General features: G+C 43.8%; 13 protein-coding genes. 7 read left to right on the forward strand and 6 right to left on the reverse strand.

All coding sequences use genetic code 11. From position 1 onward, the window contains the following. Positions 1-405 precede the first annotated feature (405 nt). Entirely contained in the window at positions 406-867 is a 462-nt protein-coding gene (locus QUA58_RS14605) for a tRNA (cytidine(34)-2'-O)-methyltransferase (RefSeq protein ID WP_333068971.1), read from the reverse strand. 245 nt (positions 868-1,112) lie between these two features. Further along, positions 1,113-2,264 (reverse strand): glutamate--cysteine ligase, encoded by a 1,152-nt coding sequence (gene gshA, locus QUA58_RS14610; RefSeq protein WP_333254036.1) that lies wholly within the window; start codon positions 2,262-2,264, stop codon positions 1,113-1,115. A gap of 424 nt (positions 2,265-2,688) precedes the next feature. On the opposite strand from gshA, the gene QUA58_RS14615 reads away from it, so the two are divergent. Both QUA58_RS14615 and QUA58_RS14620 read left to right on the forward strand, forming a co-directional pair. Beyond that, the gene (locus tag QUA58_RS14615) at positions 2,689-3,825 is read left to right on the forward strand and encodes an RNA-guided endonuclease TnpB family protein (protein ID WP_333394605.1); all 1,137 of its coding nucleotides are present in this window, start codon (positions 2,689-2,691) and stop codon (positions 3,823-3,825) included. A 287-nt stretch (positions 3,826-4,112) separates the two neighbouring features. After that, complete coding sequence (locus QUA58_RS14620) at positions 4,113-5,156, forward strand: AI-2E family transporter (RefSeq protein WP_333394606.1); 1,044 nt, start codon at positions 4,113-4,115, stop codon at positions 5,154-5,156. A 156-nt stretch (positions 5,157-5,312) separates the two neighbouring features. Here QUA58_RS14620 and QUA58_RS14625 read toward each other — a convergent pair whose 3' ends face one another. Continuing rightward, entirely contained in the window at positions 5,313-6,128 is an 816-nt protein-coding gene (locus tag QUA58_RS14625) for a cobyrinic acid a,c-diamide synthase (protein WP_333254044.1), read from the reverse strand. Positions 6,129-6,452: 324 nt separating this feature from the next. On the opposite strand from QUA58_RS14625, the gene QUA58_RS14630 reads away from it, so the two are divergent. The 5 genes from QUA58_RS14630 to QUA58_RS14650 all read left to right on the forward strand — a co-directional run bounded on the left by QUA58_RS14630 (position 6,453) and on the right by QUA58_RS14650 (position 9,850). Then, entirely contained in the window at positions 6,453-6,695 is a 243-nt protein-coding gene (locus tag QUA58_RS14630) for a hypothetical protein (RefSeq protein WP_333254069.1), read from the forward strand. Then, positions 6,680-6,766 (forward strand): Mo-dependent nitrogenase C-terminal domain-containing protein, encoded by an 87-nt coding sequence (locus QUA58_RS14635; protein ID WP_333254065.1) that lies wholly within the window; start codon positions 6,680-6,682, stop codon positions 6,764-6,766. The genes QUA58_RS14630 and QUA58_RS14635 overlap by 16 nt, the downstream gene beginning before the upstream one ends. Before the next feature lie 234 nt (positions 6,767-7,000). After that, positions 7,001-7,864 carry an Npun_R2479 family HD domain-containing metalloprotein gene (locus QUA58_RS14640; RefSeq protein WP_333254047.1) on the forward strand — a complete coding sequence of 288 codons (864 nt, stop codon included), beginning with the start codon at positions 7,001-7,003 and terminating at the stop codon, positions 7,862-7,864. A 429-nt stretch (positions 7,865-8,293) separates the two neighbouring features. Further along, complete coding sequence (locus QUA58_RS14645) at positions 8,294-8,674, forward strand: hypothetical protein (RefSeq protein WP_333394607.1); 381 nt, start codon at positions 8,294-8,296, stop codon at positions 8,672-8,674. 6 nt (positions 8,675-8,680) lie between these two features. Next, positions 8,681-9,850: a hypothetical protein gene (locus tag QUA58_RS14650; RefSeq protein WP_333394608.1), complete on the forward strand. Its 1,170-nt coding sequence runs from the start codon at positions 8,681-8,683 to the stop codon at positions 9,848-9,850. Positions 9,851-9,973: 123 nt separating this feature from the next. Here the strand turns inward: QUA58_RS14650 and QUA58_RS14655 are convergent, their stop codons facing one another. From QUA58_RS14655 to QUA58_RS14665, 3 genes are all read right to left on the reverse strand, one after another. Continuing rightward, positions 9,974-11,872, reverse strand: a complete 1,899-nt coding sequence (locus QUA58_RS14655; RefSeq protein WP_333394611.1) for an aminopeptidase P family protein — start codon at positions 11,870-11,872, stop codon at positions 9,974-9,976. Between the two features lie 16 nt (positions 11,873-11,888). Next, the gene (locus QUA58_RS14660) at positions 11,889-13,058 is read right to left on the reverse strand and encodes a pyridoxal phosphate-dependent aminotransferase (protein ID WP_333254055.1); all 1,170 of its coding nucleotides are present in this window, start codon (positions 13,056-13,058) and stop codon (positions 11,889-11,891) included. Between the two features lie 180 nt (positions 13,059-13,238). Next, entirely contained in the window at positions 13,239-16,280 is a 3,042-nt protein-coding gene (locus QUA58_RS14665) for an SMC family ATPase (RefSeq protein WP_333394613.1), read from the reverse strand. Positions 16,281-16,333: the final 53 nt, after the last annotated feature.

Consider the following 16,333-nt stretch of genomic DNA (forward strand, 5'->3'; position numbering starts at 1 on the left):
TTCTCGGTCAAAACTGCTGCAATTAACCCCACAAGCCTTACACCGCAATAGCTGGAACGAATACATAAAATCTTCGTTCCGGTAAGGCTCTGAACTCTTACCTATTATCCGACTGTAGGCTAATTTCCGGACAGCCTACAACCGTATATTTACTAGATATAGTGTTCTAACCCAAGCTGGTGCTCGCTGACGCCCTAAATCGCTAAAATCCTCAGTTTTTGTTGCTGAATCATCTTGCGAGTAATTTGGTGTTGCTGATAACAATCTGTTTTTGAATGAATAAAATATATTAATCTCGGCTATCTAGATTTTTACTGCTTTGATACAAATTTCTTATATTAACAATGAGATTTGGCGACCTCCGGCAGCTATTAAATATCTATATATTTATGTGTTGATAATGATTTATCCCAGCTCGCCCAACTGTCGTTTAGCCTCAAATAAACCTACAGCGGCGCTGACGGAGAGGTTCAAACTCCTGACTCCAGGCTGGCTCATCGGAATAAAAACTGTGGCGTCGCAGGCATCTAAGACGAATTGGGGAATGCCTACAGTTTCCGAGCCAAACATCAGCCAGTCGCTGGGCTGAAATTGGAATTGGGCGTAATTGCATCGCCCGCCAGTGCTGAATCCGATCGATCGTCCGCCGCGCTGCTGCCGATAGGCCAGAAAAGCCGCTAAGTCTTCATGGCAGTGGAGGTTGACGTAGGGCCAGTAATCTAAGCCGGCCCGTTTCAGGTAGCGATCGCTAATTTCAAACCCCAGCGGGCCCACTAAATGCAGTTCCGTGCCTGTGGCAGCGCAAGTGCGGGCGATATTGCCAGTATTCGGGGGGATTTGCGGGTGAATCAAGACAAGTTGGGGCATGAAGCTAATACAATTTGAGATTTGAGATTTGAGATTTGAGATTGGGGATAATTGATTACACAAGGGTTTGGAGCTTGCTTACCGTTACATTTTTTTGGGGAACCAGTATAACTGAAAGCGCGAGTTTACAGCCATTGGGAAATGTAGAAATCTACCCAAAGGTAGAGATAATTCATAGCTTTTAGTTATATGGTATCCGTCCTCCCATTGATTAAATATTCTGATTTGTTTTTGATTGCCCCCTTTCAAGCAACTAACTGGGCGCACAAGTTGTCTTCTAGCTCCCATTCTTGGTGAGCCATGCCATCAATCCCTTGCAGAATAATACTGCGGGTGTCCAAACCGCGATCGTGAAGTTTCAACCACTGCTGGGCGGTGTTGCCTTCCCGGAGAATCTTTTTGAGTGGCGAGAGAAAGCAACTAAAGCCTCGTTTTTTGGCGAGAGGCCAGACTTCCTGGTAAATTTCCTCAATCCAATCTCGTGCCAAAATCTTTCTGCCATCTTGCCAGTGGATGAGTTCGGCATCCAAACTTTGCCGCGATGCAGCAATTTCGTTGGCGTCTGTGAGGGCAACTAAGTCTTCGTTGCGGGTGGCCGCCGGCAAGGTGCTGAGTTCTAAAGGGTCTAAGCTGGGGTCTTCCATCATCTGCCAAATGCGAGCTTCTAGCAAGGCAGTGATGGCCAACAAAGCCAGAGGATTGACCTCGAGGTCGCAAATTCTCAGTTCGAGGCGGTTGAGACAGTAGGGGCGACGATCGCCATTTGGGCGCACTGCAGACCACAAATGGCGGACGTTTTGCATGGTACCGAGTTCTAGCTGTTCTTCAGTCCACTGAATGTAATGCTTGTGACTTTCAAACAGGGGGACGATGGCGGGAGTTTTGGGAAACAAACCCCACCGAGTGGAATGATAGCCCGTCACTTCGCCGTCGAGGAAGGGGGAAGAGGCGCTCATGGCAAGGTATAGCGGTGCTTCGACGCGGGCGAGGCGGATGGCGCGCATCAGCATTTCTGGTTGGGAGATGCCGATGTTGATGTGAATGCTGGCGGTGACGACTTTGGTGCCGTAGGTTTGCTCGATGTAGGTGTGGTAGGGGTTGTTGGGATCGGATCGGTAAAATCGATCGCTCCCTCCGAGAGACAAGGTACTTCCCGGCAGCAAGGTATAGTCGCCCAATTGTTTTAAATACTCGCGCAGCCGGACTCGTGGCTTGACTAAGGCACACAACAGGCGATCGTAGCTGCACAGCGGGGCGGTCGTGTACTCCACATTGCGACTATCAGGCTCCCGGACAAATCCCTCTAGATCGGCAACTATGCGATCGGAGAGACCGACAACCTCACCTTCGGGAGTGCCGGTATACATTTCTACTTCAAAGCCTTTTGATAGCAGCACGTTTATTCCTCAGCTAAGTTGAGTGCTAGTTTCTAGTATCCCAAAAATTGACCTGTTCATACTATCTTCCACAAGGCAGAGTTGAAATTTTTCGCGACTGGCACTGAAACCGGGTTTTTCGGCGTCCGCTAATTTGGGGGTTTGTTTCCTAGTTGGCGGCCTGCCACGACAAATACTTCCCTCGCAAAGAGTTTCCGAGGCGGTTTTAGAGTCAGAAAAGCTGTTTGTTCGATCGCGGGCGTGTTTCATTGGGCATTCGGGGCGATCGAACTTATGGTGAATAGAACCCACTCCTGCCTCAGTTCGACATCTGTTGTCTGCCTTGAGGGGGGTTGCCACTGTTCACAAAAATCTACTATCGAGCTTTCTAAAGCTACTCATTAATTGTGCTAAACTCCTTACATGAGTAAGTTAACCGGATCTGATGTACGCCATCAAACTTGAATTAAAACTCAATAATCGGGAACGTACCTTGATGGCGCGACATTCTGGCTATGCGAGATTTTGCTACAATTACGCATTGGCTCTTTATCAAGGAGTTAAATATCTCCAAGGTAGTAGTGGCAAAAAAGTAGCAGCGATTGAACGAGTTTTCACCAACCACGTTAAGAAATTACCAGAATATCAGTGGACTAATACTCTGTCTTCCAGAGTTGATAAAACCACATTTCGGAATTTCGGTCAAGCACTATCGCGACACTTTCAAGGATTAGGAAACTTTCCCAAGTTCAAACGCAAAAAAGATGGCGACTCTTTTACAGTAGATGCTGCTGACTGGAATCATGCAATTTTACTCAAACCGCACAAGTCAATAAAAATTCCCACATTGGGGACTTTTAGACTCAAGGAATCCATCTCATTTCCTTGTATGGCACAGACATTTACCATCTCGCGCACCGCCGATAAATGGTATGTTTCCTTTGCTATCAAATCCCAAAAGATTCCACCTTTGTCTCACCCCATTGTGGCAAGGGTAGGTATTGACTTGGGTGTGTCAACTTTTGCTACTCTTTCCGATGGCAATTGTTACGAATCTCCCCGTCCGCTCAAAACAGCGAAAACCAAGCTGAGCAAAGAACAGTGGAGAAATCGCCACAAGCAATTGGGTAATAGCAGATTGGGTGTGAAAGCATCCAATAATGCCCACAAGCATTATCGTATAATTCCCAAAATCCATGCTAAGATTTCCAATCAACGTCGAGACTTTTTGCAGAAAACTACCACAGAAACTAGCCGAGAATATGCCCAGATTTGCATCGAAGATTTGAATGTGAGCGGGATGATAGCCAACCATAAATTAGCGGCTGCTATTTCAGATTGTGGCTTTTATGAATTTCGGCGTGAGTTGGAATATAAGTCGGTTATGTACGGCACGACAATTGAATTAGTTGACCGATGGTATCCGTCATCAAAGACTTGTTCAAGTTGCGGTCATATTCAGTCAATGCCACTGAAAGAGCGAGTTTTTGAGTGTCAGAATTGCGGTATAGCAATTAATCGCGACTTGAATGGCGCGATTAATTTAGCTCGTCAATCTGGTATTAAGCTGTCGCGCATTTAAATTGTATATTTAGAGCGGGCGGGACGCCCATCCCACAAGAGTTTGATTGTTTTTTAACACCCAATTTAAGTGCAGAACAGCTTAGTAAGACCAGTTCGGTCTGAAGTTACGCCTGTGGACAAGTAGGAGCCGACTCCCTTGGTGGAAGCAGGAAGTGAACATTAAATCTGCCATGAGTAGGTTTAAGTAGGTTTCATAGAACGGATAGCCGCAGAGATATCTTGGGTGCGATTCTAAAAGAGGACTCTGCAATATTTTTGAGCTATTATTAACTCGTGAGAACTCCTGTGAAAGAGCAAGAAAGAACCCCTCCCAATTTTTGGAATATGCTAAGCAATTTAGCCTTAGTCCGGTTTTTGCTTTTATTTGCTTCTGGTTGGGCTGGACTGCAACTTTTAGCTTACTTTGAAACAGCAGTCGCGGTTTTCACCATTGCTGCACTCGTGGCTTTTTTGCTCAACTATCCGGTGCGAACTCTCCAAAGATTTTTACCGCGAAGTTTAGCTGTCGCCTTCATTGTCTTGCTCACCATTTTAGTTTTTGGCGGTCTCACCGTCACTGTAGGCGTCACTCTTTTATCTCAAGGACAGCAATTAATTGACAGCATGACTGAATTTGTGAATGCTCTGGCGCCTCTGTCCGAGCGCATCGAAGCATTCCTGCGGGCGAGAAACCTGCAAGTTAACCTGCGAGTTATTGAGGAACAACTGCGAAATCAAGCTTTGGCGGGAGTTGTGTCGAGTATTGCTTTTTTACAAGTATTTTTAACCAATTTATTGAATTTAATATTAATTATGGTAGTGGCTTCTTTCATGTTACTTGATGGAGAGAGGCTGTGGCTGTTAGTTCTCAAATTTATACCTCGACACCTGCACAGGCGTTTAAGTGTAACAATAGAGAAAAACTTTTTAGGATTTTTTCAGGCACAAATCCTGTTAATGTTATTTTTGACAACAGCAAGTTTTTTAATTTTTCTGCTGTTAGATGTGAAATTTCCCTTGATTTTAGCCTTTATTATCGGATTGTTTGATTTAGTTCCGGGCATCGGGGCGACGCTGGGAATTAGCTTAGTGTGTTTTATTGTATTGTCTCAAAATGTGTGGCTATCTTTAAAAGTATTGGCAGCCTGCATTGTTTTGCAGCAAATTCAAGACAACTTTATTCATCCGAGACTGATGCAAAATTCCCTTAACCTCAATCCGGTAGTGGTATTTTTTGCACTGTTAGTCGGAGCAAGATCAGCAGGACTTTTAGGTATATTTCTGGCGATTCCGCTAGCGGGAGTGATAGTTAGCTGGTTTGACATTGAAGAAATGCAAGCGGAAGGTTAATTGATACAGCCATCCTATTTTATATCAAATCCGGCTGAAAAATTCGGTTTTAACTTACCGACTACAAGTCCCATGTTTCAAAAACTCTCCTGTACCCAACGCCAAACTAAAAGTAAAGAGAAAAAAGCAACGTAGGGTACAAATTACTACCTAAAGTCAATGAATAAATTGCAAGTCAGTAGGAAATCTTTCTTCTTCTGGTTCTGGATCATAAATGTAATCGCAGTCAAAACGCAGAGCTTGAGAGTGGCGGCTGATAGAAAATCCGCAATTACTCACCATTTCTGTAGTAAAAGTTGCCATGACTAACTCAATGAGCCTTCTGTAGGAAATGTTAGGTAGTTGAACGTAATAGGTGCGTCTGGCAAAAAAAATTCTCTCGTCTTTCGGTAGAATTATGCCATTAATTCTGTGTGCGTGTTGAATCGGCTTGATATAGGTTTCAATAAACTGGGACTGATTTTTTTGCAGTCTCGCTAATCTTTCGTGTTGCAACCAGCTCATTTGAAACGCAATTTTAATAAATTCAAAGCCCAAAATGTAGTTAAAAACATTATTGCGTTCTTCTGTACTCAAGACGAAGCGGAGTGCAGATTCTAAATATTGGTCTGTTTCTCGGCGCGATTGTTGAGCTGAGTGGATATAAAATTGTTTGATGTAGCTTCTTAAATCTGATTCGTTTAATTCTTTTTTGACTCTAAATCTGATTAAATACTCTTTGACTCGCTGTAGAGTATCTACATCTTCAAACATTTTTGATACTAAACCGTCGGCTGTATAATTATCTAAAAATTCGGCTTGCAAGTCGGGAGTAGATGCACACAATATGTAGCAGAGGGACAAGACATAACGCCGTTGGTTCCAAGGCAAGCTTTGAGCCCAATCTTTAACTTCTACAGGGAGTTTTTGGAGCACGGTATCTGTGTGGGGGAGTTGAGCAAGGTCGGCATATTTATGTTTTTGTTGAATCATTGCCTGAAACCTTATATTAGTAAGTATACAGAGCAGTAGATCGCAGATGATAGGAGAGGGGAGCTGCGAGGGAGGGCTGCAAGTTATTCTGTCTTATTTTATTGCCATCTATCTAAATATACATTCTGTAGGGAACAGAGGGCGTGATCTGTCTCACACTTTTGCGAATTTTCAATCACAAATGCTAGCCCTTCGCATCACATTTGGGGGCGGCGAGTGTCACGGATAAAACTTATTCACGTCACCGGAGCAACAGCGGGTTTCGTTGAGGATTAAGTCGGGTGATTCATAAGTTTTTGTTAGTAAGGATTACTGAGACAAATCATGAATTTTACTACAAGTATTTTCCCGGAAAATCAGTGCCAAGACTTAACTTTTCGCGTTCGCCTCGTGCAACCAGTGCGACAGTGGCTCGATAGCATTGCAGTGGGAGAGCCACCAGTAACTCAGTGGTGTGCCAACTTATACCCTCCGGGTATCATTGTGAGAGAGATATCTAGTTATTGGGACACCATCTTTTCTACATACCGCCTATATGCAAGCTTAATCATGTGTATGAGGAATTAGTGGGGTTGCGTTTTCGATTGCTCTCGTTTTTGGCTGACGTATGCGGGGAAGATGTAACGCCGTACTGTTGATTGAGGGGTCTCATACCTCGATCGCCCATTGATATCAATTATTTATGGGGTCTGCGCTCTGGTAGTTGCGAGAGCCATAATTTAAGCCATAATTGTTGATAATATCAATGGATGCCTCTCGATAGGAGTGGGTATCCATCGTGGCGCTTAAGCCAAAAATACATCTAACGGTAGCAGCAAAAACAATAACTATAAAAATAATTTAATAATCTACGTGGGATCAGGGAAGTGAATATGTTTAACGCAACTGAGCTGCTGATTAAGGCTTTTGTCAATCACCTGATTGAAGGCTACTGCCACACTTACGGCGGGTTTAAATCTGACTATGGCGAGATTATTGCTTGGGTGGCGAGTATGGCTTTAGAAAATATTGCTAATAGCGATGCTCTTTACCATAATGTCGAACACACTATTTTAGTAACCTTGGTGGGACAAGCAATTCTGGGTGGGAAGCACATCCGCGAAGGGGGTGTTTCCTGCGAAGATTGGCTGCACTTCCACATTGCTTTGCTATGTCACGATATCGGGTATGTTAAAGGTGTTTGCAGGCAAGATAGAACAGATTTGGGACTGTATGCGACGGGAATAGGCGACCTGAAATTAACGCTGCCTCCGGGGGCGACGGATGCTAGTTTGATGCCTTATCATGTCGATCGTGGAAAAATGTTTATTGACGAGCGTTTTGGCGGTCACAAACTGATTGATGCTGAGCTGGTTAAGCGTAATATTGAGCTAACTCGTTTCCCAGTTCCTGCAGATGAAGATTATCAAGATACTGTCAATTATCCAGGTTTAGTTCGCGCTGCTGATTTAATTGGTCAGTTGAGTGATCCACGATATTTGCAAAAGATTGCGGCGCTGTTTTATGAGTTTGAGGAGACTGGGCAAAATCTGGTTTTGGGCTATCAGAATCCGGGGGAGTTGCGGGATGGTTATCCGAAGTTTTATTGGAATGTGGTTTATCGATATGTGAAGGATGCGATCGGCTATTTGGAACTGACGCAGCAGGGGAAACAAGTTGTTGCTAATTTGAGCGCGAATGTGTTCCGGGTGGAGCATTCTCAGGTGCCAGAGTCGGCGGTGACTGTAGTTAGCTAGGGTTGGGGTGGATGTCAGGGCGATCGTTCTTTTTTGAGATAAGTAGGTCGCTCTAATTAAACGTAAAATGCTCTTCTTTTAAAGCGCCGCAGCGCTTAAATAAGTCGTGGTTCTGGGTATTCTGTTTTTTTACCGGGGCTTCCTTGAATCAGAAATTCCCCCTGGAAATATACTTACACAGGCTCAAAAGCCTCTCATCACAAAGGTTTCAATTGTTGAGTAAAAAAATGTGTACCCATGTAGATGATTGATATCTGTTTGTGATCGGCAATTATATTGAATCGGGCGATCGCCCACTAGAGCGTCTGATTATCAAGTTTGATTAAATCTTAGCAACTAAAGTTAGCAAGTTATTCTACACTAACTTTGTCAGCAGTTTACCAGAGTAGTGAAATGTCCCCTTGGGTAAAAGATCCACATTCAGGAGGAGTGAAAATCCCTCCCGCAGTTCAAGAACGGGTGAAGCAGCGTATTCTAGATTATGCTGCTGCTAACTACGCTGGTAAGTACACTCGCCTAGGCATCCGCTTTCGCAGTCAGTTTTGTTACATTGATGCCTATACAGAACCTGAGATACCCCTAGATTTTCCGAGCAAAGAGCTTGGCATATCTCGTGAAGAATATTTAGAACGAAGGCGAAATACCCCCCTTCAACTGTGTCGGCTGCGTTACTTTAGTGATGAAGAAGCTTGGACTCTGGGGTTTTACGCCTATAGCAGTGAAAAATACGAGCCTTGTATGTTCAGAAATGGCAGTTTCTACGGTACGCCTGAAGAAGCCTTTAAGATCTCTTCTATGTACTTGCAATAACCCAAAATGAGCGAATATCAATATTACGAGTTTCAAAGCGTCGATCGACGTTTGACTCAATCCGAACAAGAAGCACTCAGCCAACTCTCTAGTCGCGCGCAAATCAGCTCTAGTAGAGCTATTTTTGTCTATAGCTATGGAGACTTACCGGGCCAAGAAAAACAATTATTAATCAAATATTTCGATGCTATGTTTTACATAGCTAATTGGGGATCGTTACAGCTAATGTTTCGTTGCCCCAAAGGTTTGATTGATATCGAACTGATGCGGCAATATTGCGTTGAAGATATAGTTGAGGTTTCGGAAATTAATAATTTTGTCATTTTAGAGATTTCTATTAACGAGGAAGAAGGTTTTGATGGGTGGATAGAGGGAGAAGGAAATTTATCGTCTTTGATAGGTTTGCGCCAGGAAATTTTGCAGGGAGATTATCGTTTACTTTATTTGGCTTGGCTGAAAGGGATTACCTATCTTGATGAATTCGACGACGACGAAGATGAAGATGAGCGAGATGATGATGATGAAAATGATGATGATGAAAATGATGATAAAGAAGGACTAGAGCCACCTGTTCCTCCTAATTTCGGTAAGTTATCTTCATCGTTACAGGCTTTTATCGATATTTTTGAAGTGGATGAGCATCTACTGAAAGCTGCAATCAGTGCGAGTGTTACTAAACCTTCAATTCCCGAAAGTAGCATCACAGAAGCTATCAAAAAACTTGATCGTTCTGAAGTTGATAGTTTTTTACTGCGGTTACTCAAAGGAGAATCTAATCTCTCTATTGAATTGCGTAACAAATTATCAGCAATGATAGAAATTAAGCAAGATCAGAATCCCGGTAAACGAACAATTCGTCAGCTTTTAGCAAGCGCAGAAAAGGAAGAAAAACAAGAAGAAGAAACAAGAGAAAAGGAAGCTAAAGCTGCACGAATCAGAGAATTAGAAGCTTTGGCCAAGCGAAAAACGGCTGCTTGGGAAGATATAGACGCTCTTATTCAAAAAGGAACTTCTAGCTCTTATGATGAAGTAGTGATTTTACTTTTAAAACTCCAAGATTTAGCGGAGTATCAAAACCAAACAGTTGAATTTTTCACACTGGTTCAACAACTGCATAATAAATATAGCAGTCGCTCTGCATTGAAAAGACGTTTGCTTAAAACGAATTTATTATAATCGAATATGCTGGCGATAGCGGTTTGTATAGCCCGGAGATCCCCCTAAATCCCCCTTAAAAAGGGGGACTTTGATGCAGCTTTTGTCCCTCCCTTTTTAAGGGGGGATGTGGCTTAACTGAACCTATTGAATTTTACCTAACGCAGCGCAGGCTTTTTTCAACCAGGCGATTGTTGCTGCATCAAGTACGGGTGAGAGTTTCTCGACTACCGAAGCGTGATAGTTGTTCAACCATTGTAATTGAGTCTTTGACAGTCGATCGACATTAATCAATTTCCTTTCAAAGGGAATATACGTCAACGGTTCAAATCCGTACCAAACCGTAGCGTTTTTTGACGGCATTTCCCTGACAACATAGAGATTTTCGAGGCGAATTCCGCCCCATCCCGGTTCGTAATATCCCGGTTCGATACTCGTTACCATTCCCGGTTCGAGGGGATATTGTACCGATTTGCTGATACCGTTGGGGCCTTCGTGACCGGCTAAAAATGCGCCGACTCCGTGCCCGGTTCCGTGTCCGTAGTCTAGCTGTTGTTGCCATAATACCGCACGGGCGATCGCATCTAATTGCGAGCCAGTTGTACCTTTGGGAAATTGTTGCAGTGCACAGTTGATGTGGGCGATTAACACTGTTGTGTAGTGTTCTATTTGTAGCGCCGTCGGTTCCCCGACAATCAGGGTTCTCGTGTCGTCGGTTGTTCCTGCTAGATACTGTGCGCCTGAGTCCAGCAGCAGCAATTCTCCTGGTTTTAACGTGATTTCCGGGCTGGGAGTGCCGTAATGTACGATCGAGCTATTTGCTCCCGCACCTGCGATCGTTCTAAACGTTAAAGTCTGAAAATCCGTTTCTTGCTGATAAAAACTTTCGATGGTTTCTTTGACATCAAACTCTGTCACTACCTTACTATTTTCTAGCTGTTCACTCAACCACTTTAAAGTAAGAACTTTCGCTCGGCTTGCTTTGAAATTGGCTGATTTCATCTGCTCGATTTCTACAGGATTTTTCCGAGCTTTCATCCCTTCTACCGGATGTGTCTTAAAAATTATTTCGATGTTGTAGAACTGCGCTTCTTGCTGGTTTAAGATTAACTGGTACGTGCCTGCTGTGCTGTGTTTCGGGTCTAAAAATACCCGAACTTTATTCGGCAAATTTACGCAAGTTTCTAATGTATGCGGATAATCTGCGTAGGGAAGCAAAGTTATATCCGCCCGCAATTCTTGCTTAATTTCTAGTGGAATTCGTTCGGGATTTGTAAACAAAAACGCTGAATCTGTCGTGACAATGGCATAGGATATGAAAATGGGAATGTGGGGAATATCCGAGCCTCGGAGATTGAACAGCCACGCTATTTGATTCAGGTTGGTAATCGGAAGCACATCGATATTGGCGAGTTGCATCGCTTCTTTGACTCTGGCTAATTTTTCGGCGGTGGTTTCTCCTGTCAGGGATACAGGTAAGCTAAATATGGGCTCTGCATCAATCGCGGGTAAAGTCTCTGCTGTTTTCCAAGGAGTTTGCGATCGCACTTTGTCTGTCAAATTCTCCGGAATTGGTATGAGCTCAATCCCCGCATTCGCGAATTTTTTTACCCAATTTTGATATTGCTCTGTCGCTACAGTAAACGGGTCAAAACCAAATCTAATTTTAGTTGATTTTTCTGCCGATTCTACAGCCAGTTTTTCTAAAGTTTCAATTAAGGTTAAATTTCCTTCTAACCCGATTTTCGAGATTTCGATGAGTGCAGGATCTACTTGCAATTCAGCTTGTTCGTAATAGCGGGAATCCACAAACAACCAAGCGGAATCTTTACCAACCAACAAATCGCCGGCGGAACCCGTAAAACCGCAAATCCAAGCTCGCCGTTGCTTCGCTGCTGGAACTGATAAATTTAAGTGTTCGTCAACCGCTGGGATGTAATAGCAATCTAATTCAGCATCTGCCATCAAATCGCGCAAGTCTGCCAGTTTGGCAGCGCAGGTATCTTGGATATTTGTATTTGCTTTTAAATTAGTGGCAACCATGTTGAATCTTCCTATTTTACTTGTTTAAAATTGTCTTCAAACCTTTAACCAATCTCCTAATACCTGCGGTGGCGGTTGCTTTTTCCAAAGCACCGTAAGCAACCCGTAAATAGCAGCCACTATCCATGCCGAAGGTTGTACCGGGAAGCACTGCTACATGATATTCGCGAATTAATTGTTCTACTAATTCGATTGTATCGATTTCAGTATCAACTTTCAAGAAAAAGTAGAATGCTCCGCAGGCTGGGGAAATTGTACACAGATTTTGGATTGTATTGAGTTCGTCTAATACCAGTTGTCGCACAGATGCGATCGCCCTTACATAATTATCGCAGTAACCTCTACCAACTTGCAAGGCTCCCAAAGCTGCATACTGAGAAATTACCGGCGGACAAATTAAGATTGTATCTTGAATTTTCCTCACCGAAACCAGCAAATGTTCTGGGATTACCATATACCCGATGCGCCAACTCGCAAAACCGTAGGCTTTGGAGAGGCTAAACAGAGAAATTGTATGTTCGCTGCTGTGGGGAAAAGCGGCGGGCGAAGAGTGTTTGACGCCGTTATAAGTAAAATATTCGTAAGCTTCATCGCTGATGTGATATATGTTGTGCTGGCGGCAAATTTCGTTTACTTCGCGCAGTGATTCAGAATCATAAACTACGCCTGTTGGGTTGTTGGGTGAAATGGTGACAATTGCTCGCGTTTTGTCGGTAATTGCTTTTTTTATGCCATCAATATTGAGTTGATAGCTAGCGTCGGTTTCTACTATCACTGGTCGGCAATTTGCCATGATTGCCGCCATTTCGTGGTTGAAGTAATAAGGTGATTGGATAATAACTTCGTCTCCCGCCGAAGTGATGGCGAGAATGGCGTTGGTAAATCCCATGTTGCTGCCTGCGGTAACGACAATGCAGTTTTTGCTATTAATTTCTATGTCGTTATCAGTTTTAAGTTTGGCTGCGATAGCATCTTGTAATTGTGGAATTCCTTCCACGGCTTTGTATTTGTGATTATCGGGAGTTGCGAAGAATTCGGGGATTTTGTTAAAGGATTCTTGGGGCGGATTGTAGTAAACTACGCCTTGTCCTAATGATATCGTTCCCGGATTTTGCCGGATTAGTTCGCCTACTACGGGAATTATTGGCGATTGTACCGATTGCATTCGAGTTTTGTAAATCTTCATTTAATTTAACTCTGTTTTTAGGATAAAATTTCTTTGTAGACGGCGGTTGAAACCGCGTCTACACGAGGGAAGTCGGCCTCCGCCGACTGAAGAAAACAATTTAATTTTAACCATTTTTTCTTCAACCCGCGCACCATCCGGGTTTTGCTTGTGTAGACGCGGTTTCAACCGCCGAGTCTTCTAAACTCTTTCAACTTCTATTCTAGAGCCTTGCGGGGATTTAAAAACTTTAATTTGTGCGGGCAATCTTTCGCCTAATCCTTGAACGTGGGTAATCACTCCAATCAGCCTGTCTCGCTGCCGCAAAGATTCTAAAATTTGAGTAACGCTTTCGAGGGTTTCTGCGTCTAAAGTGCCGAATCCTTCATCGAGAAATAAGCTGCCCAATTGAGCTCCTTGAGATAGTTTTTCTGATAAAGCTAAAGCCATTGATAGCGAAGTGGCAAAGGTTTCGCCGCCGGAAAGGGTGCGGACTCGTCTCGCTTCGCCGCCGTTCCAATTATCTGTTACCCAATATTCGCCTTCTTGGTTTTTTAGTTTGTAGCGATTTTCGGTTAATTCTTGCAAAATCAAGGTGGCGCTGCCGACTAATTCTGCTTCTAAATGTTCTAAAATGTAGGATTGAAATTCGTTGGATTTGAGATTCTGCGCTAAGGTGTGATAGGTTTGCTCTTGTTCTGTGAAATTTGTAATTTGCTGTGACAGTCTTTCGGCTTGTTCGAGATTTTGAGCTGCTACTTGAATCCAAGCTAACAGTTCGGCGCGGTTGTTGTTGGCTTGTTTGAGGTTTTCTTGGGCGGTATGTTTTGCCGATCGCACTTGTGCTAAAGTATTCTCATCGGTAGTTCGGCCTGCGATCGCCTCGCTCAAATCTTTCGCCCGCGTCTCTAACTGAATTTTTGATTCGCGGTGAGAGCGAATAGCGTTTTCCCATTGCGATTGTTCTTTAACTGTCGCAACCGCTGCTAAAAATGTCTCTTCTGTGAAATCAGCCGCTGTTAATTTTGTAGTCCAATCCAGGTTGAGCTGCTGTTTCTGGGCTTGGGCTTGTCCAAAAACTTCTCCAGCTTGTTGCTCTCTCTCGGCAGCTTGAATAACCGTATTTTGAGCACTTTGATAAGATTTTTCAGCAACTTTCAGTAGATTTGCCAATTCTTGCTTGTCTTGTTCTAAGGCTTTTGCTAAATTAGCATAAGGTTGATATTCGGTAATTTGATAAAGCGCATTTACACAACTTTGCAACTGCTGGTGGCGGCGGTCTGATTCGGCGATCGCATCTTGATATTCTTGCTGTTTAGCAGCTTGAGTGGCCACCGCAAAATTAAATCTTTGCTGAAAATTATCATATTCCAATGATGCCAGTTGGAACTGCTGTTCGGTTTGGCGGTATTGGCGATCGCTCTCTTTAAGGATTGCCAACTCCTGCTGCAACCCCAAGCTTTCCCACTGAGGATTTTCCAGCACTTGAGTGATTTCCTGCTGCAATTGAGCAACTCTATTCGCAGTTAATTCGAGCATTTGAGCAATTTCCGACTCTTTTTGCAGGCAGGCTGCAACTGCACTTTTTGCCTCAGCCGCCAACCTTTGAGCATCTTGAAAAACCTGATTTGCCGTCGCCAATTTCTGCCGCAAACCAGCGACATCGACAATATTAGAATTCGGCAAAGGAGGGAGGATCTCGCTCTCAGGATGCACCCCCCCGCACACCGGGCAAGTATCCCCAGAATTCAGCGACATTCTGATAGCGGAAACACTCTCTAAACGTGCCGCTTCCGCATTAGCGGTTTGGACCACATCTAACTCACGGGCGCACTCTTTTAGCCTGAGTTCAACTGCTTCTAAATTAGTAGTAGCCTCCACATAATTTTGTTGAGCGCTTTCCTTCTCTGCCAGAGATTTATCCAACTGTTCTTGCTGAGTCTTTTGCTGCTTGGTAATTAGCTGAATTTCCATCAATAAGGGTGAAATTTGCTGCAATTGCTCTAAACGCTTTCCTCCCAGCGAATACTGTTCGAGCTGTGCCGCTGCTTGAGTAACTCGAAAACCCGCACCTTGAATTTTAGTGTTAGCAGCTTGCAGGTCTTTATCTGCTGCCATAAAAAAGCGGAGTTTTTCCTGTTGAATTTTTTGGGCAAGCGCAACTTCTTTTTCTAATTGAGCACGCTGTTCTTCATATACTTTAGCAGCAGCTAGAGCATTTTCGCGAGCCTTAATTTGTGGCGCTAGCACCTCTTCTTTGGCTTTTACCGCGTCAAGTTGCTGCTGCTCTACTGCTAGCTCAGAGCGAGCTTTAATTAACTGCTTTCGCGCTGCCACCGAGGCACTTTCGGCAGTTTCATACTGACTGCGAGCCGATCGCACTAAAGCCCAATCTCCCTGTAAATGATTGGCAGCTTGCGCTCTTTCTAAACGCTGTGCTAAAATTGTCACCTCGGCGGAATTAGCATTTAATTCAGTCAGTTGTTGTTGTAACTCTTGCCAGCGAGCGATTTGCGAAAATAGCTGTTCCTCTTCATCTAACGCCTTCTGAGCTTTCATCACAGCGCGATCGAACTCAGGTAACTGCTGCTCTAAAATCAAAAGTTGCGATCGCTTTAGATCCACCTCATCCGCCGTCGGCGCGCTCAACTCAGCTAACTGCCTTTCCACCATTTCCCGTTCCTGTTTCAGCAACTTTGCGAGTTCGTTTGCTTCCTTCCGCATCTGCTCAAAAATCTCAAATCCCGCTAGCTGCCGCAAAATTTCCCGGCGTTTAGAAGTATCCCCTTTAATAAACTCATCAAACTTTCCTTGAGGCAGAATAATTGCTCGCGTAAAAGTATCAAAATCCATTCCTAAAATTTGTTCAATCGTATTTTGCACTGCAACAATACTCGTCCCCAAAGTTTCCCATTCGCCGTTTTGCCAGCAGTCCAAAATCACCTTATTTTCAGGAGTTTTTGGACGAAAACGCCATGTCCGCGTCACCCGATACTGGGCAGAACCCACAGCAAAACGCAACTGCACCTTTAAATTTTTACTACCTTGACTTGCCAAATCGCCTACTTGCTTGCCGCTGCGAGTTGTCATGCCAAAAAGAGCGTAAGTCATGGCATCTAACAGTGAAGATTTGCCCGCACCTGTAGCACCAGTAATTGCAAACAAATCGAGTTGAGAAAAATCTAAACGCTGTTCGCGGCGGAAACTGGTAAATCCTTCGAGTAAAAGTTCTAGGGGACGCATACTGATTTTAGATTTGAGATTTGGGAATTTTTACAATTATGTTGTTTCGAGTG

The sequence above is a fragment of the Microcoleus sp. N9_A1 genome (assembly GCF_036701795.1).
Lineage (GTDB): Bacteria > Cyanobacteriota > Cyanobacteriia > Cyanobacteriales > Microcoleaceae > Microcoleus.